This is a genomic window from Mesorhizobium sp. L103C131B0 (genome assembly GCF_000502275.1).
Taxonomy (GTDB): domain Bacteria; phylum Pseudomonadota; class Alphaproteobacteria; order Rhizobiales; family Rhizobiaceae; genus Mesorhizobium.
On the sequence record NZ_AYXC01000002.1, the window covers coordinates 491,194 to 511,192 of the forward strand.

Sequence of the window (19,999 nt, forward strand, 5' to 3'; positions counted from 1 at the left end):
CCTTGGGAACGCGCCGGCTCTGATAATTGGATCCGGCCTTACCGCGACACGAAGCAGTTGCCGCCGGCAGCCTTGTAGCTGGTGCACAGATTGATCGCATCGTTGCGCGATTGCGCAGGCACCCGGACACGGTAGAAGGTGCCCTTGCCGGCGATCTCCGCCTTGACGATGTTGGCGGTGCGACCGGCGAGCACATTTCCATAGCGGCGCTGCAGGTCGGCGTAGTTGGCCTGGGCGCTTTCGACCGTCGGCTGCGAAGCGATCTGCATCGACCACGAACCGCCCGATGTCGAAGCCGTCGCCGGGATGGAGGCAACCTGGTCGGGCTTGACCTCGCCGACCACGTCGACCGGCTGGTCGGACGGGCGCTGCGGCGCTACGGCAACCGTCTGCGGCGTGTTGGCGGACTGGGTCTCAGCCTTCGGCGCAGCCGCCGGCTTTACCGGCTTGACCGGCTTGGCGGTCTCGGCACTTGCCTGGTCGCTATTTGCCTGATCGGCAGGCGCCACGGTGCCGGTCTGCTCGGCATCGGCCGAAGGGGCGACGTGCTGCGGCGCCGGGTCAAGCGGCTCAGTCGCCGCAACCTGCGGCGCGGCCGGCGTCGAGTCCTCGCGTGCCACCAACGAGCCGTCGGGCTTGACCACCATGGTCCGCACCTTGCGCGGGGCAACGGCGACCGTATCGGGGTTCTTCTCGGCTTCCTGCAGCACCTGCGCAATGCGGTCCTCGGATTTTGGCGCCGGCGCGACAGCCGCGTCGGGGTTGCCGGCAGCGTCGGGGTTGACGGCAGCTTCGGGGTTGCCGGCAGCGTCCGGGCCTGGGGCAGTATCGTCGGGCGACAGATCGACGACGCGGCTTTCAGGCTCCTGCGCCTTCACATCGACCGGCTCTTCGGTGTTGGTGACCAGCTTCTCCTGAACCGGCTCGGCCGGCTTGGTGCCCTTGGCGACCGCATCATAAACCTTGTTGTCCTGGTTCGGCACCACGGCGCCGCCCGGATTTTCGGGCTTGACCTTGATCGGCCTGTTGTCGGCTTTGACAATGACCGGCGCATCGCTGCCGCCCTTGCCGCCGAACGACAAGGCGAAGGCGCCAAGGCCGCCGGCAATCGCAACCGCAGCAACGACGCCCGCGACCAGCAGGCCGCTCCTGCGCGGCCGTGCGGCTTCCTGCTCGGCGAGGCCCGGCACCGCCATTGCCTCGTCCAGATCCGGATCGTAGTCGAGTTCGTCGACCGCGAAATCGTCGGCCTGCGAAACCGGCTGGCTGCCGGGCAGATCGTCCATGTCGAAGCCGCCGGCGGCATCGGCGTGGTGAGCTTGCGTGGCTGCAAGCACTTCGGCTGGCCGCGCCGCATAGGCGCGCTGGTCGAGCTCGTGGCCCGAACCGAAGCCGGAACTGTAGGAATCGTCATCATAGCCGGCACTGCGTGCGGCAGTGGGCGGCGCCACTTCCACCGCGTTCATCTCGTTGAGCATGCCGGCGAATTCGGCGTCGATGTCGTCATAGGCGGCGGGCTCGTCTTGCTCGAAGCTGAGTTCTGGAATGTCGAGGTCGTCGGCAATCGCCACCACACGCTCCGGCACATCGACCGTCTCGACATCCGGCATCTCGTCATAGGCCTGAGGCGGCGCCTGGCGCGATGGCGTCGGCGCCACATAGGCAGCAGCGGCAACCGGCTGGTCGCGATAGCTTGGCGCTGCCGCTGGCGGCATGGACGGCTTTTCTGCAAAAGAAGCTTGCGGCTGCGCTGCAAAAGAAGGTTGCGGCTGCGCTGCAAAGGAAGGCTGGGCCGGGGTGGGAGTCACGCGGCTCCACGAACGCGCCGGCTCCGGCGGCGTCGAGCGCCAATCGCCAGCGACCGGTGCTGCCGTGTCCTTACCGAGATCGATGCCCTTGGCGAGCGCCGCATCGAAGGCATGATCATCGAACTCGATCTCGGGCTCATGGCCCTCGAGTTCGCCGGCAAGCAGATCGTCGAAATCGGCATCGTCCGCCTGGGCCTCCTGAGGAGCCGGCGCGTGTTCGTCCAGGTCCCAGTCGAGATTATCGACCGGAGCGACCGGCGTTGCGACGGACCGCTGCACCGGGGCAACCGACTCATAAGTCCTGGTGGGCTCGATGGCGGCAGCCCTGGTGGGCTCGGTGACGAGCGGAATCGGCGCGACTGGCGCCGGGCGTGGTGTGGTCATGGCGCCAAGCAGCGCGTTGAGTTCATCTTCCAACGTCCGTTCGTCAGCGACCGGAGCGGCCGGGGTCGCCATATTGGTAGGCGCCACATAGGCTGGTGCGACCGGAGCTAGCTGAACCGGAGCGGGTGCGGTCTCGGCTACCGGCTCGTGATCGGCAAGCGCATCATCGATGCTCAGATCGAAATCGTCGAATGCTTCGTGCGCAGTCTCATGAGAGGGGCTGGCCTCCACGGTCCAGGCCGGCGTCTCGTCCACTTCCGGCGCATCCATCTCAACCGGCGCGCTGACCTGCAGATCGCTCTCTTCCGGATCCTCGGCCTCAACAGGCTGAGCCTCGAAAGCCTGCGGCTCGAAATGCTCGGCCGCAAAATCCTGGGCTGCAAAATCCTGGGCCGCAAAGTCCATGTCGACATCGGCCATCGCGTCATCGAAATGACCCGCAAAATCCTCGTCGGCAACAGTGTGGTCGGCGACTCCGACGACCGGCGCCTCGGCTACTGGCGCGGCATACTGGTCCTGCGCCGGCGCAGGACCGTCCAGCGTCAGCTCGTCTTCCAGCGACATCGAGACGGCATTGTCGAAATCATCGTCGAACGCGACATCGTCGGCGGGCGCAGCAGCAACCTGGGCGACATCTGCGGCATGGGCGACGGTCGCATCGTCATCGAGCAGCAACCCCTGCTCGAGCGAAGCGGCAAGGTCGTCGTCCATCGGCAGGTCGTCTTCGAGCGGCGATACGTTTTCCAGCGAGCTGGCCACGGCATTGTCGAAATCATCGTCGAATGCAGCTTCGTCGAATGCGGGCTCGGCAAACGAAGGTTCGGCAAACGAGGGTTCAACGGGAGCAGCCGCAGCCTGCGGGGCAGCGCCGAAATCCAGATCGGCGGCATCGTCGAAGACGAAATCATATTCCAGCGAAGCAGCCAGCGCATCGTCCATCGCGGCATCGGTGGTTTCGAAAGCCGGCTCGCGAATCTCGGCAGCAGGTTCGTAGGGCTCAGCGGCAGGCTGGTGAACCTCGGGAGCTGGCTGGCTGGCCTCCATGGAACCGACTTCATCGCCGAATTCGCCCATCAACTCCTTCTCGAGGTCGATGTCGAAATCGCCCTCGTCCGCAGCCGTCTCGACGGCTGGCGCCTGCGGCTTGACCGGCTGGCGCGGATCGAAACCCATGATCCTGGTCAGTTCAGCGAACGGATCATCTTCGGCGATGTCGTTGTTGTCGGCTACTCTCAGCTGGGTTCTGTCTGCCATTATTGTTCCCGAACTCGCACTCATTCGGACGCCATGGACGTCGCGTAGGGTTGGCCCTTACCAGCGCAATGTGGGCAAATGGTGACAGGTGTTTTAGTTAAACCTAACGCATCTCAGTGGGCGCATCAGCCCCAATCAGCGTCAGGCCGGAGGTCAAAACATCCGAAACAGCCTGCACCAGCCCTAGTCTGGCATGAGTCAATTGTCGGTCGTTAACCTTAATAAAACGTAAGTCGGCATTCTCGGTGCCCCGATTCCAGTGTCCATGGAAGCTGGAAGCCAGATCGTAGAGGTAGAATGCCAGCCGGTGCGGCTCCAGCGCAAGGGCCGCAGATTCGACCAGCCGGGGATATTCAGCCAGCTTCCGGATCAGGCCGATCTCGCCCTCATCGGTGAGCGACGCCGAGGCCGCGGCCAGGCTGTTGCGGTCGAAATTGGCCTCGCCCAGTTGCTCGCTCGCCTGCCGGAACACCGAATGACAGCGCGCCGAAGCGTACTGCACGTAGAACACGGGATTGTCCTTGGACTGTTCGGTGACCTTGGCGAAATCGAAGTCGAGCGGCGCATCGCTCTTGCGGTAGAGCATCATGAAGCGGATCGCATCGCGGCCCACCTCCTCCACCGCTTCGCGCAAGGTCACGAAGTCGCCCGACCGCTTCGACATCCGAATCGGTTCGCCATCGCGAAACAGCTTCACCAGATTGCACAGCAGCACCGTGAGTTGCAGCTTCAGATCATCGCCTGCAATCGCCCGCGCCAGCGCTTCCAGCCGCTTGACGTAGCCGCCATGGTCGGCGCCCAGCACATAGATCAGGCCGACGAAACCGCGGTCGACCTTGTCCTTGAGATAGGCGACGTCGGCGGCGAAATAGGTGAACGAGCCGTCGGACTTGACCAGCGCCCGGTCCATGTCGTCGCCGACCGCCGTCGAGCGAAACAGCGTCTGCTCGCGGTCTTCCCAGTCGTCCGGCTTCTCGCCCTTGGGCGGCGGTAGCTTGCCCTTGTAGATATGGCCTTTCAGCGTCAGATCGTTGATCGCCGAGCGGATTTTTTTGGCATTGTCGGCATGCAGCGTGCGCTCGGAGAAGAAAACGTCGTGATGCACATTGAGCAACGCCAGATCCTCGCGGATCATCACCATCATGGCGTCGATCGTGCGGTCCTTGACGATTGCCAGCGACTCATCGTCGGGCATCTGCAAGAGCTTGCGGCCAAATTCGGCAGCCAGCGCCTGACCGACCGGCACAAGGTAATCGCCGGGATAGAGGCCGGCCGGTATCTCGCCAACGTCGTCGCCCAGCGCTTCGCGGTAGCGCAGGAAGGCCGAACGCCCGAGCACGTCGATCTGCGCGCCGGCGTCGTTGATGATGTATTCCTTGGTGACGTCATAGCCGGCGAAGGCCATCAGATTGGCGAGCGTGTCGCCGACAACCGCGCCCCGGCAATGGCCGACATGCATCGGCCCGGTCGGATTGGCCGAGACATATTCGACATTGGTCTTCTTGCCGCCACCAATGGTCGAGCGGCCGTAGTTTTGCCCCTCGCCGAGCACCGCGGTCAGATGTGCCTGCCAGAAAGCGTCCTTGAGCCGGAGATTGACGAAGCCGGGACCGGCGACGTCGGCTTCGGCAACATCGGCGTCGCTGCGCAGCACTTCCACCAGCCGCTCGGCCAGCGCCCGCGGGTTGTGCCCTGTCGGCTTGGCCAGTACCATCGCCGCATTGGTGGCGAGATCGCCATGGCTGGCGTCGCGCGGCGGCTCGACGGCGATGCGCGACAGGTCGGGCGAAACGCCATTACTGTCTTTCAAATCAAGCGCTTCGACGGCTTTTGTGATTCGCGCGCTGAAATCGGCGAAGATGTTCATGGGTCTTGCTCTGGCGGACTGTGCAGGGGAACCGGCTCATTGGCCGGCAAATCGCGCCCGCCCTAGCTTAAATCGGGCGTATGGTCAAACAGACGGCGGTGTTCCTTCAAGGCGTAGGTATCCGTCATCCCCGCGAGGAAATCGGCGACGCTGCGCGCCTTGATGCGGTCCTCCGCCCGGTCGAGCCCCTCCCGCCAGCCGTCCGGCATGGCGCGCGGATCGGCGTAATAGACATCGAACAGGTCGCGCACGATCTGCTCGGCCTGAGTGCGCACGCGCATCACCTCGTCATGCCGGTAGAGATGCTTGTAGAGAAAGGTCTTCAATTCCTTCTCGGTCGCCGCCACGTCAGCGGAAAAGGTCACCATCGTTTCGCCCGCCGCCCGCACCGCTTCGGCGCTGTCAGGCTTGATGCGCTCAAGATTGGCGGTGGTGGAAACAATGACATCCTCGACCATCATCGTGATCTGCCGGCGCATCAGCTCATGGCCGGTGCGCACATCGTCCAGGCCCGGATAGCGCGCGCGCACGCTTGCCAGGATCGATCCCGGCAGCGCCACCGTTTCCAGCATGTCCAATGTCAGGAAGCCGGAGCGCAGGCCGTCGTCGATGTCATGGGTGTTGTAGGCGATATCGTCGGCGATCGCAGCACATTGCGCCTCGATGCCGGCGAAATGGTCGAGTTCGAGGTCGTGCAGCTCGGAATAGTCGCGGATCGCCTGCGGCACCGGGCCTTTGAGCCCTTTTCCCTTGGCGTCGGTCAGCGGGCCATTGTGCTTCACCAGGCCTTCCAGCGTTTCCCAGGTCAGGTTCAGCCCGTCGAACTCGGCATAACGCCGCTCCAGCCGCGTCACCACGCGCAGCGACTGCGCATTGTGGTCGAAGCCGCCCCATTGGGCCATCCGCTCGTTCAGCGCGTCCTCGCCGGTATGGCCGAACGGCGTGTGACCGAAATCGTGCACCAAGGCGACCGCCTCGGCCAGATCCTCGTCGCCGCGCAGCGCTCGCGCCAGAGCCCGCGCAATCTGCGCCACCTCGATCGAATGCGTCAGCCGGGTGCGATAGTGGTCGCCTTCATGGGCGACGAACACCTGCGTCTTGTGCTTCAGGCGGCGGAAGGCAGTCGAATGAATGATACGGTCGCGGTCGCGCTGGAATGGCGTGCGAGTCGGGCTCTCGACCTCGTCATAGAGCCGCCCGCGCGACCTGGCTGGGTCGCTGGCATAGGCCGCGCGCGGCCGATAGCCGAACCCAATGTCGCCAAGCTCATTTGTCATGGCTGATGCCGCCGCAGTTGACTTGCCCCTTCCCGCTTCATACCTATCATGTGAAACCGAAAGCAAGGTGACGCCATGGGCGCTGATGCCAAGACTGCCATGAAAGTCGAGATGACCGGCGCCGCCGCCAGGCGGATTGCGAAAATCGTCTCTGGCGAGGCCGGCAAGACGGCGCTGCGCGTCTCCGTAGAGGGCGGCGGCTGCTCCGGCTTTTCCTACAAGTTCGACCTGGTCGATACGCGCAATGACGACGACGTCGCCATCGAAAAGGACGGCGCCACCGTGCTGATCGACGATTTGTCGCTGGTCTATATGGGCGGCTCGGTGATCGACTTCGTCGACGATCTGATGGGCCAATCGTTCCAGATCCGCAACCCCAATGCAGTCGCCTCCTGCGGCTGCGGCACCAGTTTCTCCATCTAGGCAGATGTCCGGCGTCGGCCCGGTCCGTCAGGTAGCACTGTCGGCCGGGCGCGACCTCGACGTCACGCTGGCCTTCTGGCGCGATGTGCTCGGCCTCAACGTTCACGCCCGCTACGATCCGCCGGGCATCGCCTTCATCATGGCCGGTGATATCAGGTTGCTGTTCACCGATGGCGTTCCGGCCGGCACCGTCTATCTCGATATAGCCGGGCTCGAAGCCTTCCACGCCGAGGCGAAAGCGTCCGGCGTTCCCTTCACCGCACCGCCGGCGCTCGTCCACAACGACACCGAAGGCACGTTCGGAACGGCGGGGGAAAGCGAGTGGATGGCCTTTCTAAAGGACCCGGCAGGCAATACGATCGGGCTTGTCGAACGTCTTTCGCCCGAACATCCCTGAGGCCGCCCATGAAAATCGTTACCTGGAACATAAACGGCATTCGCGCCCGCATCGGCAACCTCACCCACTGGCTGAGCGAAAGCCAGCCCGACATCGTCTGCCTGCAGGAGATCAAGTCGGTCGACGAGCAGTTCCCGCGCGCCGAGATCGAGGCGCTTGGCTACAACGTGGAAACCCATGGCCAGAAGGGCTTTAACGGCGTCGCCCTGCTGTCGAAGCTTCCCTTCGACGAGGTTATCAGAGGCCTGCCAGGCGACGAGACTGATGAGCAGGCGCGCTTCATCGAGGGCGTGTTCTCGACCGACCAGGGCGCGCTGCGCGTCGCCTCGCTCTATCTGCCCAACGGCAACCCGGTCGATGATGAGAAGAAGTTTCCCTACAAGCTGGCCTGGATGGAACGGCTGCATCGCTGGGCCGAGCAGCGGCTGCTTCTGGAGGAGGCGCTGGTGCTGGCCGGCGACTACAATGTCATCCCCGAGCCGGTCGATGCGCGCTTCCCCGAGAACTGGCTTGGCGATGCGCTGTTCCAGCCGCAGACCCGGCAGGCCTTCCGGCGGCTGAAGAATCTCGGCTTTACAGAGGCGGTGCGCGCCGTCACCGATGCGGCCGACGTCTACACCTTCTGGGACTACCAGGCCGGCGCCTGGCAGAAGAACAACGGCATCCGCATCGACCATCTGCTGTTGTCGCCCGAAGCGGCCAACCGCTTTTCCTCGGCCTCGATCGAAAAGCATGTGCGCGCCTGGGAAAAGCCTTCCGACCATGTGCCGGTGGCGATCGATCTGGCGCTGCTGCCGGCCTGATATCAGCCGAAACCCTGATATCGCCACAATCGCGCCATTCAGTCAGAGATCAGCATGGCGGCTGGGGTTCCATGGCACTACGATTCCTCCTTTGCCCGATCGGCCTAGCATTTGCCATGGCCTCCCCTGCAGCGGCACTTGCCGACCAGCAGTGCCTGGCCAATGGCAAGTCCTACCAGGTCGGCCAGGTCACCTGCCTGACGGTTTCAGACAAGAGCCATATGGCCCGCTGCGACCTGGTGCTCAACAACACCTCATGGACCAAGATCGGCAATACCTGTCCCGACAGCACGATTAAGCCGCATCTGCACGTCACGCCGATCTCGATGCCGGTGCACAGAGCGGTGCCGGCGGAACTCACCGAGAACTGATGGATGTGAGCTAATCTCCCCCCTTGAGGGGGAGATTGGCAATTTCACTGGTCGTCACCACCCTTGGTGAGAATATCGTCGGCAAGCGAAATCGCCGTGCGGCGGTCGGCTTCGCCGGCGGCGGCAAATGCCTCTTCCTGCATGCCGCGGATCCACGGCTGGTCGCTCGGCGAGGCGCGTTCGAGCGCGGCGGTCATCATGGCCAGCCCGCGCACGATCTTGCCGCTCTGGAACAGAAGATTGCCGAGCGTCGCCTGGGCGCCGGCATGGCCCTTTTCGGCGGCGAGTTGGAACCAGCGACCGGCCTGCTTGACGCTGGCCTTCACGCCGCCCTCGCCCTTCAAAAACATCTGGCCCATCTCGAACTGGGCGTTCGGATTGCGGTAGTTGGCGGCCGCACGCATGTAATATTCCTGCGCCGCGACCTCGTTTTCCTCGACCGGGCTACCGGGAATGCCTGTCCTGAGATAGTCGCCCAACGCCACCAGCGCGTCGGAGACATAGCTTTCCTCCGGCGACCCCGGCTCGACATCCTGATCGACGATCTCGGAGAAGAACTTGAACGCCGCATAGTCGTCGCGCGTCACGCCGTCGCCTTCGGCATACATGCGCGCGAGCTTCCAGGTGGCGCCGATCTGGCCGTTTTCGGCGGCGTATTTATAGGCCTCGACCGCCTGTTCCTTGTGGCCGCTCTTGTAGGCGGAGAAGCCGAACTGGAACACGGCCCATGGGCTCGATTGCGGCTTCACGCCGGTCTTGTCGTCGAACACCTTGTCGTCGAAGGCCATGGCCTGGCCCACGGCGCCAAAGATCGCAACAGCGACCAGTGCCGGAAGGACAGACGACCTCAACAACTCAGATATCCGCATAGCAATGTGTTTCTTTGGCACCGCCGGGATGGGTGACCGCGCCGTCGCGGGCTGGCCCTACCGTCTGTGCATATTTCCAGATCGCGCCCGACTGATAGTCGGTCGTGCGCGCCTTCCAGGCCTTCGCCCGCGTTGCCAGTTCAGCCTCGGACAGGTCGACCTCGATCGTGCCTTTGGTTGCGTCGATCGAGATCACGTCGCCATCCTTCAGCAGTCCGATCGGGCCGCCAACGGCAGCTTCTGGCCCGACATGGCCGATGCAGAAACCGCGCGTCGCGCCCGAAAAACGACCGTCGGTGATGAGGGCGACCTTGCCGCCCATGCCCTGGCCGTAGAGCGCCGCCGTCGTCGACAGCATCTCGCGCATGCCCGGGCCGCCGCGCGGACCTTCGTAACGGATGACGAGAACCTCGCCTTCCCGGTAGTTGCGGTGCGTGACCGCCTCGAAACATTCCTCTTCCGAATCGAAACACCGTGCCGGACCTGAGAATTTCAGCTCCGTCATGCCCGCGACCTTCACGATCGCGCCTTCGGGGGCAAGGTTGCCCTTCAAGCCCACGACACCGCCGGTTTGGGTGATTGGTCGGTTGGCGGGACGGACCACATCCTGGCTATCATTCCAGGCAACATGCTCCATGTTTTCGGCCAAAGTACGGCCAGTCACGGTCATGCAGTCGCCATGCAGATAGCCGTGGTCGAGCAGCGTCTTCATCAACAGCGGAATGCCGCCGGCCTCGAACATGTCCTTGGCGACATATTTGCCGCCCGGCTTGAGGTCGGCGATGTAGGGCGTCTTCTCGAAAATCGCGGCAACGTCGAACAGGTCGAACTTGATGCCTGCCTCATGCGCGATCGCCGGCAGGTGCAAAGCCGCATTGGTCGAGCCGCCGGTGGCCGAGACCACGGTCGCCGCATTCTCCAGCGCCTTCAGCGTGACGATGTCGCGCGGCCGGATGTTCTTGGCGATCAGCTCCATGATCTTTTCGCCGGAGGCGAAATTGAAGCGGTCGCGCATCTCGTAAGGCGCCGGCGCGCCGCAGGAATAGGGCAGCGCGAGGCCAATCGCCTCGGCGACGGTGGCCATGGTGTTGGCTGTGAACTGGGCCCCGCAGGAGCCGGCGGACGGACACGCCGCCTGCTCGATCTCGAGCAGTTCGGCATCGCTGACCGTGCCGACCGAATGCTGGCCGACTGCTTCGAACACGTCCTGCACAGTGATCTGGCGGCCGCGATAGGAGCCCGGCAGGATCGAGCCGCCATAGATGAAGATCGACGGCACGTTGAGCCGCACCATGGCCATCATCATGCCGGGCAGCGACTTGTCGCAGCCGGCAAGGCCGACCAGCGCATCGTAGCAATGGCCCCGCATGGTGAGTTCGACCGAATCGGCAATGACATCGCGCGACACCAGCGACGACTTCATGCCCTGGTGCCCCATGGCGATGCCGTCGGTGACGGTGATGGTGCAGAATTCGCGCGGCGTGCCGTTGGCTGCGGCGACGCCCTTCTTGACCACTTGCGCCTGGCGCATCAGCGAGATGTTGCAAGGCGCCGCTTCGTTCCAGCAGGAGGCGACGCCGACCAGCGGCTGTGCGATCTCGGCGGCAGACAGGCCCATGGCATAGAGATACGAACGGTGCGGCGCACGCGCCGGACCGACGGTCACATGGCGGCTAGGGAGCTTAGCCTTGGAAATGACTTTGGCGTCCATTCTCTTCCTTGCCGCGGGCGGTGCGGCCTGCCTCATCGCCGAGCCTTGTGGTGCGTGTCCCGAGACGAATTCGAGGTGCGCCGGGTTTATGGCGGGAAATGGGCAATTTCTTCGGTCGAGGCTGTAGCGCGGGGGTTGGTCGGGAACTGTTGCCAAAACGTCACAATTGCGAGAGGTGAAGTGATGCGACGGATTTGCAACGCTGGCCCTTGCCGATCCGATCTGACGCTAACCGCGCAAACAAAAAGGCCGAGCGCTACCCGGCCTTTTGTTTTTATTTCCAAAGACTTAGAACTTAATTTTAACGCCACCAGAAATAGCTGTGACCAGATCGTTGCCGAAATCATAGCTGGAGTCTTCGCCAGCAACATAACCATTCTCTCCGGCCAATGTGCCGGAATGGCCGCTGGTCAGCACGCCGACCGCACCGCCCAAGCGAACTTCAACGTTTGGGGTCGGTGTATAGGCGACGCCGCCACCCAACGTCCAAGTGTCGGTCTGCGCACCGTAGCCATGCGAAGTTCCCCTATCCCAAGCTAGCTGACCGGCAGCACTCCACTGATCGTTGAACTTGTGACCAATACCGCCCGAAACAGTCCAGCCATCACGATACATCAGATCGAGCGACGTCACTTGACCCGGACCGTTCGTGAAACACACCGCTGGGGGAGCGAGGCCGGTCGGGCAGATTGGAACACTTTGCAGCACACTCCAGTTCACCCACTTGATCGAACCGAAGGCTAGCCAGCCTGGAGCGATACCCGACTGCAATTTCAACTCCAAGGAATCAGGCATGTACTGCGTGGAGCCGTAGATGGGCCTGACGATGGTCCCTCCCAAGCCATCCGGCAAAGTCAGCGAGCCAGAGATATTGTCGAGCTTAACCTGTGAATTGTAGACCAGACTCGCGCGCAGCGCGATGTCGGGGATTTCGTAAGCAACGCCAGCGCGCCAGCCCCAACCGCTGGTCTCCAGGTCGACACGACCTGTCAACGCCGGAAGGAGGTTCACTAGGCTTTCCTTGAAGCCCGAGATATCCTGATAGAACACGCCACCGATAAAACGGAGCTGACCCTTACCGGCATCAAACTTGTATGAGCAGGTGCCGGCGTAGTTGTTGCTCTTGATATCGGTTTCTGTATTGGAAAACGCACCGTTCCAAGCGGCACCGGGCGCAGTGTGGGCACCCCAAGGCTGCGAATAGTCGACCATGCAGTCGACACCCTGCACAACCTGAACTTTCATTCCGATACGCGGCACCCAATAGCCCTCGGCACCATCGGCCGAAGTGCCCAGGCCAAGGTCTTGCTTCGCTGGACCGAGGGCATTCTTGTACTTGCGATCCGGCATCACATAAGTCGCTTCGGCTTCCGTCGCGAACGGCGAGGCATCGAACAGCAGATCGATATCGTAGCCGCCGCGCTCCAGGCCGCCGGCACGCGCCGGATGCATCGCGGAACCGATCAAAGCCAGCGAAAAACACCCCGCCCCCAGCAGTGTTTTCAAACGCAAATTGTTCATGGATGTCCTCCCCGAAATACTAGTGCGTCAAGCTAGAACCAATTCGGGTTAACGGCGCAACAATGAATTCACATAGCGTACATGTACACTCTTGCGGACCGCATTTCGAACACAGTGGCGGCCTGGCCGGTAGGTTCGAAAATGACCATTTGGGCGGCAGACTGGGGAACAAATCAGAAAAAACCGCTCAAAACGGCACCAAAACCGGCTATTTTGCTGGCATTCGGCCCCATTGTTACATTATGGCAACAATGGGGTCGAAACTTTCCGTTTACGTCAATATTAACGCAACGGAACGCCTATTTTTCGAGCAAAAGAACCTTCGCGAAGCGCTGCAAGCGTCTCGCGAATCCGGCCGTCAACCGGCGTCGCGCACCCTGGTCAGCGCCACCGAAAGCTTCTCCTGCTGATCGCGGTATTCGTCGAGTTTTTCGCGCTCGGCCGCGACGATCTCTTCCGGCGCGCTGGCGACGAATCTTTCGTTCGACAGCTTCTTGTGCAGCCGCGCGATTTCCTCGGTCACCTTGGCCAGTTCCTTCTGCAGCCGCGCCGCCTCGGCGGAGAGATCGATCAGGCTGCCGAGCGGCAGGCAGATCGTCGCCTCGTTGAGCACGATCTGGGCCGAGCCCTTGGGTGCGGCATCCTGCAGCGAGATGTCGCCGACCCGCGCCAGCCGCTTGATGGCGGACGCATGGCGTTCCAGCCTCTGGTGAGTCTCGGCGCTGGCGCCGACCACCACCAGCGGCGCGATCGCCGCCGGCGGCACGTTCATTTCAGAGCGCACGGAGCGAATACCGGAGACCAGATCGACCAGCCAGTTGATGTCGGCGGCTGCATCGGCGTCCTCGAAGTCGGGCGACGGCCAGGCGGCGTGGCACAGCAGCGTTGCGCGCGTCCTGCCCTCACCTGCCGTCTGCGCCCACAGCTCCTCCGTCATGAACGGCATCATGGGGTGAAGCAGCTTGTAGATCTCGTCGAGCACGAAGGCGACGCAGGCGCGGCTTTCGGCTTTGGCCGCCTCGTCAGTGCCCATGAACACCGGCTTGAGCAGTTCGAGATACCAGTCGCAGAACAGGTTCCAGACGAAGCGGTAGGCAGCCGCTGCCGCCTCGTTGAAGCGGTATGAGGTGATGCCCTCGGTGATCGCGTGCGACGCCCGGGTCAATTCGGTCAGGATCCAGCGGTTGACCGGCAACTTGGCGTCGTTCAGCCAAAAATCGTCATTGCGCGCGACCTCGTTCATCTCGGCAAAGCGTGTCGCGTTCCACAGCTTGGTGCCGAAATTGCGGTAGCCGGCGATGCGCGCCGGATCGAGTTTCACGTCGCGCCCCTGCGCCGCCATCACCGTCAGCGTGAAGCGCAGTGCATCGGCGCCAAACTCGTCGATGAGGTCGAGCGGATCGATGACGTTGCCTTTCGACTTCGACATCTTCTGCCCGTTCTTGTCGCGCACCAGCGCATGCACATAGACGGTGTGGAACGGCTCCTCGTGCATGAAATGCAGGCCCATCATCATCATCCGGGCGACCCAGAAGAAGATGATGTCGAAACCGGTCACCAGCACGTCGGTCTGGTAATAGGTCTTCAGCTCCGGCGTGTGATCCGGCCAGCCCAGTGTCGAGAACGGCCACAGTGCGGACGAGAACCAGGTGTCGAGCACATCCTCGTCGCGGCTCAGGATTTCGCCCGGCTTGAAGGTCTCGAGCTTGTCCTCGACCCAGGCCTTCCACGGGCCTTCCAGCGCCAGATAATATTCAATCGCGGCGCCCAGCGCCTCTTCCTCGGTCTTCTCGACGAAGACGCGGCCGTCCGGCCCGTACCAGGCCGGGATCTGATGACCCCACCACAGCTGGCGTGAAATACACCAGGGCTGAATGTTCTCCATCCAGTCAAAATAGGTCTTTTCCCAGTTCTTCGGCACGAAGTTGGTACGGCCTTCACGCACCGATGCGATCGCCGGCTTGGCGAGCTCGGCGGCGTTTGCATACCACTGCTCGGTCAGAAACGGCTCGATCGGCACGCCGCCGCGGTCGCCATGCGGCACGGCGTGGCGGTGCGGCTCGATCTTGTCGAGGAAGCCGCCGGTCTCCATCAGCTCGACGATTTTCTTGCGCGCGACGAAACGGTCGAGACCGTCGAGCTCGTCCCAGACGGCCTGACGCTCCGGCGTCACGTCGAGCCCGGCGAGAAAATCCTCATTATCCCTGAGCGTTATTGCCGCCTCGATGGTCAGGATGTTGATCGCCGGCAGCTTGTGGCGCTTGCCGACCTCGAAATCGTTGAAGTCGTGCGCCGGCGTGATCTTGACCGCGCCGGAACCCTTTTCCGGGTCGGAATACTCGTCAGCCACAACCGGGATTTTCCGGCCGACGATCGGCAGCACGACATTTTTCCCGACCAGATGCCGGTAGCGCTCGTCGTCCGGGTGCACGGCAACCGCCGTATCGCCAAGCATCGTCTCGGGCCGTGTCGTCGCCACGGTAATGAAGGTCGCCGAATTTTCCGGATCGAAAGTCTCGCCTTCGATCGGATAGCGGAAGTGCCAGAGATTGCCGTTGATCTCCTGGGGCTCGACCTCCAGGTCGGAGATCGCCGTCAACAGCTTCGGGTCCCAGTTCACAAGGCGCTTGTCCTTGTAGATCAGCCCTTCCTTGTAGAGGCTGACGAATACTTCGAGCACGGCCTTGGACAGGCCTTCATCCATGGTAAAACGTTCGCGCGACCAGTCCGCCGAGGCGCCGAGCCGCTTCAGCTGGTTGAAGATGGCGCCGCCGGACTCGGCCTTCCACTCCCAGACCTTCTCGATGAACTGCTCGCGGGTGAGATCGCGGCGATGGATCTGCTCCTCCATCAGCTGGCGCTCGACCACCATCTGGGTGGCGATGCCGGCATGGTCCATGCCCGGCTGCCACAGCACGTTCTTGCCGCGCATGCGCTCGAAGCGCACGAGTATGTCCTGTAGCGTGTTGTTGAGTGCGTGGCCCATATGCAGCGAGCCGGTGACGTTGGGCGGCGGGATGACGATGGTGAAGGCCTCCGCCCCCTCCTCGGCGCCGGCGCCGGCGCGAAATGCGTCCGCCTCTTCCCAGATTTTGGCGATCCTGGGCTCGACGGTCTTGGCGTCGTAGGTCTTTTCAAGCATGGGAAAGTGGTCCGCGCGGTCGGGAGTTTTGCTGACCCGGTGTAAATCGGAAGGTTTTGGCCAAGTCAACCGCGAGGGCGGCCTCAGTCCTTCAACGCAATAGGCGGGGCCCTGGTCATTTCAACGGGAAGGCCATACCCGTCACCTTCATCGTCAGCGATCCCGACGGCAACCTGATCGCGTTCGCGACATCGGCCGGAAGCTGAGATGGAGCGAGAAAGCACGGCCGGAAGGCGGCGCCTTAATCCGGAACGGGCTGTGGTGATGCCTACTGCGCGCCGCGCGCGACGCGCTCGATTTCTTCGCGTACCAGGCGCTCGACCAGCGTCGGCAGATTGTTGTCCAGCCAGTCCTGCAACATCGGCCGCAGCATCTCCTCGGCCATCTCGTCGAAGGTCTTCTTGCTGCGGCTGGCGAAGGCGTCGGAGAGCTCGCCGAAGGCGGCTGCGACCTGCCGTCCCGTATGTTCCGAAACGATCGCCGACCGAACCGGAGTTGTATCGGCCGGGCGCGCGCGCTCGCCGCTCGAAGGACGAGGCTCGAAAGCCGGCTCGGCAGCGAGATCGTCCTCGAAAGCCTCGACCTCCGCGATTGCTGCCTGCCGATTTTCAGTCTCCGGCTGCCTGATCTCCGGCTGCCTGATCTCGGGCCGCCGTACTGTGTCAGCCGGTTTTGCCTGATTGCCAACGGACGCGATTTCGCGGCGCCAATCCGTGACGATCGAGTCGGTGGTTTCCGCCTTTGCCCGCACTGCAGCTTCTGCCCTGACGGCGGGAGCTGGCTCACTGGCTATCCTGGCGCTTACTTCCGCCAATGTCATCGGAGCATGCGCGGGTGGCGCGGCGGTCGTGGCATTTGCCGCAATGGCAGGCTTCACTGGCGACGGCTCGGAGCGCGGCTCCAGCCGCGCAACCACCGGCTCGGCCAGTTGGGCCTGCACCTCGGCCAGCGTCACCGGCTTCTTGCTTTCGGTCGAGCTGTGCAATTCGCTGCGGAAGGCCTCAACATCCGAAACAGGCCCGGCGGCCGGCACAAGGTCCTGGCGCAACTCATCGGCGTCGCCCGGCAGCTTGCGGCCGGTGTCGCTGTCTTCGATGATCCTCCTGATGGAAGCCAGTATTTCTTCCATGGAAGGTTCGCGCTGTGCGCTGCTTGCCGTCGCCATCGTCACATCCGCCGCCCCCGCGCATGATCCCGAAAATCGATCTTCGATTTTCGAAGAGGATCAGGCGCAAATCAAAATTCTACAGCGTCCTTTGCGCATCCATCGGACGCGTGGCGCTGTAGTGACCCGTTCCTGGATTCCTGTCCGGCAAAGCCGGATACGAATCATGGCGACAGCGTAGCCGACGGATCGCCATCCGAGAATCCCCAATCTCGGAAGACGCCGGATTTCAACAATTTAGGCTACAAAAGACAAACGCCGCGCATCCATGGGAAGCGCGGCGTGAAATGCTTCAACCCTGGCGGGACTTGAGCCGCCCAGGTGGGCTCAACGACCGTCCGGCGTACGCAGCCCGATCCATTTGTCCTTTACGGCTCTGTAGTGCTCTTCAGGCTTGTACTTCACCACATTCAACGCCAGGCGATCGGCCGACAGGCGGCCCATTGCCGAAAGGATGGCGTAGCTCGCTACAACCACATCGCGCTCGGAGCTGGCGAGGTCGATCTTTGCCGAGATGACGGCGTTCTGGGCGTTCAACACGTCGAGCGTGGTGCGCTGTCCGACATTGCGCTCCTCGATGACGCCGTTGAGCGCCAACTGTGCGGCCGCGATCACCTGCCGATTAGCGTCGACGCTTTCCCGCGCTGCGATGTATTGCGTCCATGCCGAGGTCACGGCCTGGCGCACCGAGTCACGGCTGACATCCACCTCGATGCGAGCCTGGCTGAGCGATTCCTTCGACTGACGAACGAGTGCGGAGGTACGGCCGCCCGAATAGATCGGAACGGTCAGCGTCGCGCCGACGGTTGCGGCATTGGAGTCGCCGTCCGAATTCCCCGCGCCAGGTACAGTATTTTGATAGGCATGGGAAAGGCCGGCACTGGCAGTCAACTGCGGCAGCAACGCACCTTCCTGCGTCTTTACATCAAATCCCGCTGCATCGACGGAATGTAGGGCGGCCAGGATGGCCGGATGCTCGTTCGATGCAATACCGATCGCCGCCTCGAGACTCCTCGGCAACAGCTTCGCCAACGGCGACGCGGCCTTGAGCTTGCCCGGCTCGTCACCGACGATCTGATGATAGGTTGCCGCACTGGCCAGAGCCTGCGCACGGGCGGCACTCAATTGCGCCACCGCGGCCGAACGCGACGCGTCGGCCTGCGCCACATCGGTGCGCGTGCCCTCGCCGACCTCGAAGCGCGAGCGTGCCGCGCGCGCCTGCTCGGTCAGGAACTGCAGATTCTGTTCGGTCAGCACCGCCACCTGGCGGTCGCGAATCACGTCCATATAGGCGCTCGCCGCGTTGAACAGCGTGTTCTCTTCGGTGTTGCGCAGGCCCTCGACCGAGGCCCTCACCTGTGCAGCGGCCGACGCGACCCTGTTCTTGGTCTGGAAGCCGTCGAACAGCGTCTGATCAATCCGAACGCCGAAGCTGCCGGTGGTCAATGCCAGGCTCGCGTTCCTGCCGTTCAGGTGCCTGGAGGTGTAATCGATATCAGCCGAACCAGTGATCACCGGGCGATAGCCCGACTTGGCGATCGCCACGCCCTCATCGGTGACGCGCACGCCGGCACGGGCCGAATTCAGCGAGGAATTGTTCTGGTAGGCCTTGGAAAGCGCGCCGAGAATGGTTTCCGCCGAGGCGGCTATCGGCGAAAGCGCTGTCGCGGAAATGAGGACAGTAACAAACAAACTCTTGGCTAAGGACGGCACTTTATATCCCTCATTCGTTTTGCACGGGAACCACGCCACGCCAGCCCATCCCTAGGGATCGGCCAGCGCCGCGTCGATGTATCGTTCCCCCGCTGACAGCCTCCCGAAACCCCGGTTAACCAATCAGCAACGATTGTTCAATCGCAAGCCAACATGACAGAGTCTTTGCTGCAAGGCAAAATCACTTAGAACTCGAAGGCATGAATGCGTTCAAATCCGGGTAGTGGCTTAATTGCCGCATTAAATGCCCGTCTTCCGGTTACAACCCCCCCTGCATTGAAAAAGAGCCGGGCTATGCCCGCATTGCCCTGCCCTTCCACAGCCACCAGCCGGCCGCCTTCGGCAAGCTGGTCAAGCAGCGCCGCAGGCACTTTCTCGACGCTGCCGCCGATGAGAATCACATTGTAGGGCGCCTTGGCGGCATGACCTTGCGGCAGTGGGCCGGTGACCACGGTGACGTTATCGCAGCCCTGCGCCGAAAGCGCCGCTTTGGCTGCTTCCGCCAGTGTGGTATCGCTTTCCAGCGCCACGACGGATTTGGCCAGCCTGGACAGCAGCGCCGCGGAATACCCGGTGCCGCAGCCGACATCGAGCACCGAATCGCCGGCGTCGATCTCGGCCAACTGCAAAAGCTTGGCCAGTGGCGACGGCTCCATGAGGTAGCGCGCACCGCTGCCATCGGCGCCGTCGGAGATGCGGATATCCTCGTCGATATAGGCGAGAGCCTGTTGGCCGGCGCCGACAAAGGCCTCGCGCGGCACGGCAAGCATGGCATCGAGCAATGCTGCGTCGGTCACATCGGTGGTGCGGACCTGGCCGTCGACCATCTTGACGCGAAGTTCGGAGAAATCAGCGCTCATGTCCCAACCAATCCGTCAAAAGCCAATGCGCTGAATGCGCTTGTCGCGCCGACACTGCGGCGCATTCGAACTCAAGCCCCCGGCATGCGGGAGTTGAAGCGATTGGAGGCCTCGCCCGGAATCGAACCGGGGTGCAAGGATTTGCAGTCCTCTGCGTAACCACTCCGCCACGAGGCCTCATCGCTCCCGGCGAGCGAACTCAATATGGTGGCAGCGAAAGGTCGTCAAGCGTCCGCGCGGCATTCCGGCGCGCTTTCCTCATCAGCCGCCGCAACGTGGTTCCCGAGCGATTTCAGCGCTTGGCGCACCGGCATATTGGCCGCTCCTCAAGCATGGCTGCGCGACCGGCGAAACTCGAACCCGCAGCTTTACGCAGCGGGTGCAAACTGGCTTTCACCGTAAACGCGCGGCTGACACCAGGGGCTGCCGTTCTC

The 19,999-nt window shown here is 62.9% G+C and carries 16 protein-coding genes and 1 tRNA gene; 6 read left to right on the plus strand and 11 right to left on the minus strand.

What is annotated here, in order from left to right; all coding sequences use genetic code 11:
* Positions 1 to 38: 38 nt before the first annotated feature.
* From X730_RS158865 to X730_RS158855, 3 genes are all read right to left on the minus strand, one after another.
* Positions 39 to 3,446, minus strand: a complete 3,408-nt coding sequence (locus X730_RS158865; RefSeq protein WP_023815401.1) for an SPOR domain-containing protein — start codon at positions 3,444 to 3,446, stop codon at positions 39 to 41.
* A gap of 103 nt (positions 3,447 to 3,549) precedes the next feature.
* Positions 3,550 to 5,313, minus strand: coding sequence for an arginine--tRNA ligase (gene argS, locus X730_RS158860; protein WP_023825719.1), 1,764 nt, complete (start codon positions 5,311 to 5,313; stop codon positions 3,550 to 3,552).
* A 62-nt stretch (positions 5,314 to 5,375) separates the two neighbouring features.
* Positions 5,376 to 6,590, minus strand: coding sequence for a deoxyguanosinetriphosphate triphosphohydrolase (locus X730_RS158855; RefSeq protein WP_023688214.1), 1,215 nt, complete (start codon positions 6,588 to 6,590; stop codon positions 5,376 to 5,378).
* Between the two features lie 75 nt (positions 6,591 to 6,665).
* On the opposite strand from X730_RS158855, the gene erpA reads away from it, so the two are divergent.
* The 4 genes from erpA (at position 6,666) to X730_RS158835 (ending at position 8,584) form a co-directional block, all read left to right on the plus strand.
* Positions 6,666 to 7,013 (plus strand): iron-sulfur cluster insertion protein ErpA, encoded by a 348-nt coding sequence (gene erpA / locus X730_RS158850; RefSeq protein ID WP_031196640.1) that lies wholly within the window; start codon positions 6,666 to 6,668, stop codon positions 7,011 to 7,013.
* A gap of 4 nt (positions 7,014 to 7,017) precedes the next feature.
* On the plus strand, positions 7,018 to 7,410 hold the full coding sequence (locus X730_RS158845) for a VOC family protein (RefSeq protein WP_023667697.1): 393 nt from the start codon (positions 7,018 to 7,020) through the stop codon (positions 7,408 to 7,410).
* Between the two features lie 8 nt (positions 7,411 to 7,418).
* A complete protein-coding gene (xth, locus tag X730_RS158840) occupies positions 7,419 to 8,213 on the plus strand; it encodes an exodeoxyribonuclease III (protein ID WP_023688213.1) in 795 nt (264 codons plus the stop codon).
* A 116-nt stretch (positions 8,214 to 8,329) separates the two neighbouring features.
* Positions 8,330 to 8,584, plus strand: coding sequence for a hypothetical protein (locus X730_RS158835; RefSeq protein ID WP_245261303.1), 255 nt, complete (start codon positions 8,330 to 8,332; stop codon positions 8,582 to 8,584).
* 44 nt (positions 8,585 to 8,628) lie between these two features.
* Here the strand turns inward: X730_RS158835 and X730_RS158830 are convergent, their stop codons facing one another.
* The 3 genes from X730_RS158830 to X730_RS158820 all read right to left on the minus strand — a co-directional run bounded on the left by X730_RS158830 (position 8,629) and on the right by X730_RS158820 (position 12,685).
* A complete protein-coding gene (locus X730_RS158830; protein ID WP_023805344.1) occupies positions 8,629 to 9,453 on the minus strand; it encodes a tetratricopeptide repeat protein in 825 nt (274 codons plus the stop codon).
* The gene (gene ilvD / locus X730_RS158825) at positions 9,440 to 11,164 is read right to left on the minus strand and encodes a dihydroxy-acid dehydratase (RefSeq protein WP_023688211.1); all 1,725 of its coding nucleotides are present in this window, start codon (positions 11,162 to 11,164) and stop codon (positions 9,440 to 9,442) included. Before ilvD ends, X730_RS158830 begins: the two co-directional genes overlap by 14 nt.
* Before the next feature lie 288 nt (positions 11,165 to 11,452).
* Entirely contained in the window at positions 11,453 to 12,685 is a 1,233-nt protein-coding gene (locus X730_RS158820) for an OmpP1/FadL family transporter (RefSeq protein ID WP_023815403.1), read from the minus strand.
* A gap of 149 nt (positions 12,686 to 12,834) precedes the next feature.
* Between X730_RS158820 and X730_RS1000000168070 the strand changes: the two genes are divergently transcribed.
* Positions 12,835 to 13,095: a hypothetical protein gene (locus X730_RS1000000168070; RefSeq protein WP_196814797.1), complete on the plus strand. Its 261-nt coding sequence runs from the start codon at positions 12,835 to 12,837 to the stop codon at positions 13,093 to 13,095.
* On the opposite strand, the gene X730_RS158815 is transcribed toward X730_RS1000000168070, so the two are convergent.
* Complete coding sequence (locus tag X730_RS158815; protein ID WP_023825721.1) at positions 13,044 to 15,827, minus strand: valine--tRNA ligase; 2,784 nt, start codon at positions 15,825 to 15,827, stop codon at positions 13,044 to 13,046. The two genes, X730_RS1000000168070 and X730_RS158815, sit on opposite strands and share 52 nt — an antisense overlap.
* 268 nt (positions 15,828 to 16,095) lie before the next feature.
* Entirely contained in the window at positions 16,096 to 16,992 is an 897-nt protein-coding gene (locus X730_RS158810; RefSeq protein ID WP_023825722.1) for a PopZ family protein, read from the minus strand.
* On the opposite strand from X730_RS158810, the gene X730_RS1000000168075 reads away from it, so the two are divergent.
* Positions 16,934 to 17,173, plus strand: a complete 240-nt coding sequence (locus X730_RS1000000168075; protein WP_196814801.1) for a hypothetical protein — start codon at positions 16,934 to 16,936, stop codon at positions 17,171 to 17,173. The two genes, X730_RS158810 and X730_RS1000000168075, sit on opposite strands and share 59 nt — an antisense overlap.
* A 146-nt stretch (positions 17,174 to 17,319) precedes the next feature.
* On the opposite strand, the gene X730_RS158805 is transcribed toward X730_RS1000000168075, so the two are convergent.
* The 3 genes from X730_RS158805 to X730_RS158795 form a co-directional block, all read right to left on the minus strand.
* The gene (locus X730_RS158805) at positions 17,320 to 18,705 is read right to left on the minus strand and encodes a TolC family outer membrane protein (protein ID WP_023667706.1); all 1,386 of its coding nucleotides are present in this window, start codon (positions 18,703 to 18,705) and stop codon (positions 17,320 to 17,322) included.
* Between the two features lie 185 nt (positions 18,706 to 18,890).
* Positions 18,891 to 19,565, minus strand: coding sequence for a protein-L-isoaspartate O-methyltransferase (locus X730_RS158800; RefSeq protein ID WP_023825723.1), 675 nt, complete (start codon positions 19,563 to 19,565; stop codon positions 18,891 to 18,893).
* Positions 19,566 to 19,668: 103 nt separating this feature from the next.
* A tRNA-Cys gene (locus X730_RS158795) sits at positions 19,669 to 19,742 on the minus strand.
* Positions 19,743 to 19,999: the final 257 nt, after the last annotated feature.

Bases quoted from the DNA above. Each gene is read 5' to 3' on its own strand.
- X730_RS158865 (WP_023815401.1), bottom strand. From the start codon at position 3,446: ATGGCAGACAGAACCCAGCTGAGAGTAGCCGACAACAACGACATCGCC.
- argS (WP_023825719.1), bottom strand. From the start codon at position 5,313: ATGAACATCTTCGCCGATTTCAGCGCGCGAATCACAAAAGCCGTCGAA.
- X730_RS158855 (WP_023688214.1), bottom strand. From the start codon at position 6,590: ATGACAAATGAGCTTGGCGACATTGGGTTCGGCTATCGGCCGCGCGCG.
- erpA (WP_031196640.1), top strand. From the start codon at position 6,666: ATGGGCGCTGATGCCAAGACTGCCATGAAAGTCGAGATGACCGGCGCC.
- X730_RS158845 (WP_023667697.1), top strand. From the start codon at position 7,018: ATGTCCGGCGTCGGCCCGGTCCGTCAGGTAGCACTGTCGGCCGGGCGC.
- xth (WP_023688213.1), top strand. From the start codon at position 7,419: ATGAAAATCGTTACCTGGAACATAAACGGCATTCGCGCCCGCATCGGC.
- X730_RS158835 (WP_245261303.1), top strand. From the start codon at position 8,330: ATGGCCTCCCCTGCAGCGGCACTTGCCGACCAGCAGTGCCTGGCCAAT.
- X730_RS158830 (WP_023805344.1), bottom strand. From the start codon at position 9,453: ATGCGGATATCTGAGTTGTTGAGGTCGTCTGTCCTTCCGGCACTGGTC.
- ilvD (WP_023688211.1), bottom strand. From the start codon at position 11,164: ATGGACGCCAAAGTCATTTCCAAGGCTAAGCTCCCTAGCCGCCATGTG.
- X730_RS158820 (WP_023815403.1), bottom strand. From the start codon at position 12,685: ATGAACAATTTGCGTTTGAAAACACTGCTGGGGGCGGGGTGTTTTTCG.
- X730_RS158815 (WP_023825721.1), bottom strand. From the start codon at position 15,827: ATGCTTGAAAAGACCTACGACGCCAAGACCGTCGAGCCCAGGATCGCC.
- X730_RS1000000168075 (WP_196814801.1), top strand. From the start codon at position 16,934: ATGGAAGCCAGTATTTCTTCCATGGAAGGTTCGCGCTGTGCGCTGCTT.
- X730_RS158810 (WP_023825722.1), bottom strand. From the start codon at position 16,992: ATGGCGACGGCAAGCAGCGCACAGCGCGAACCTTCCATGGAAGAAATA.
- X730_RS158800 (WP_023825723.1), bottom strand. From the start codon at position 19,565: ATGAGCGCTGATTTCTCCGAACTTCGCGTCAAGATGGTCGACGGCCAG.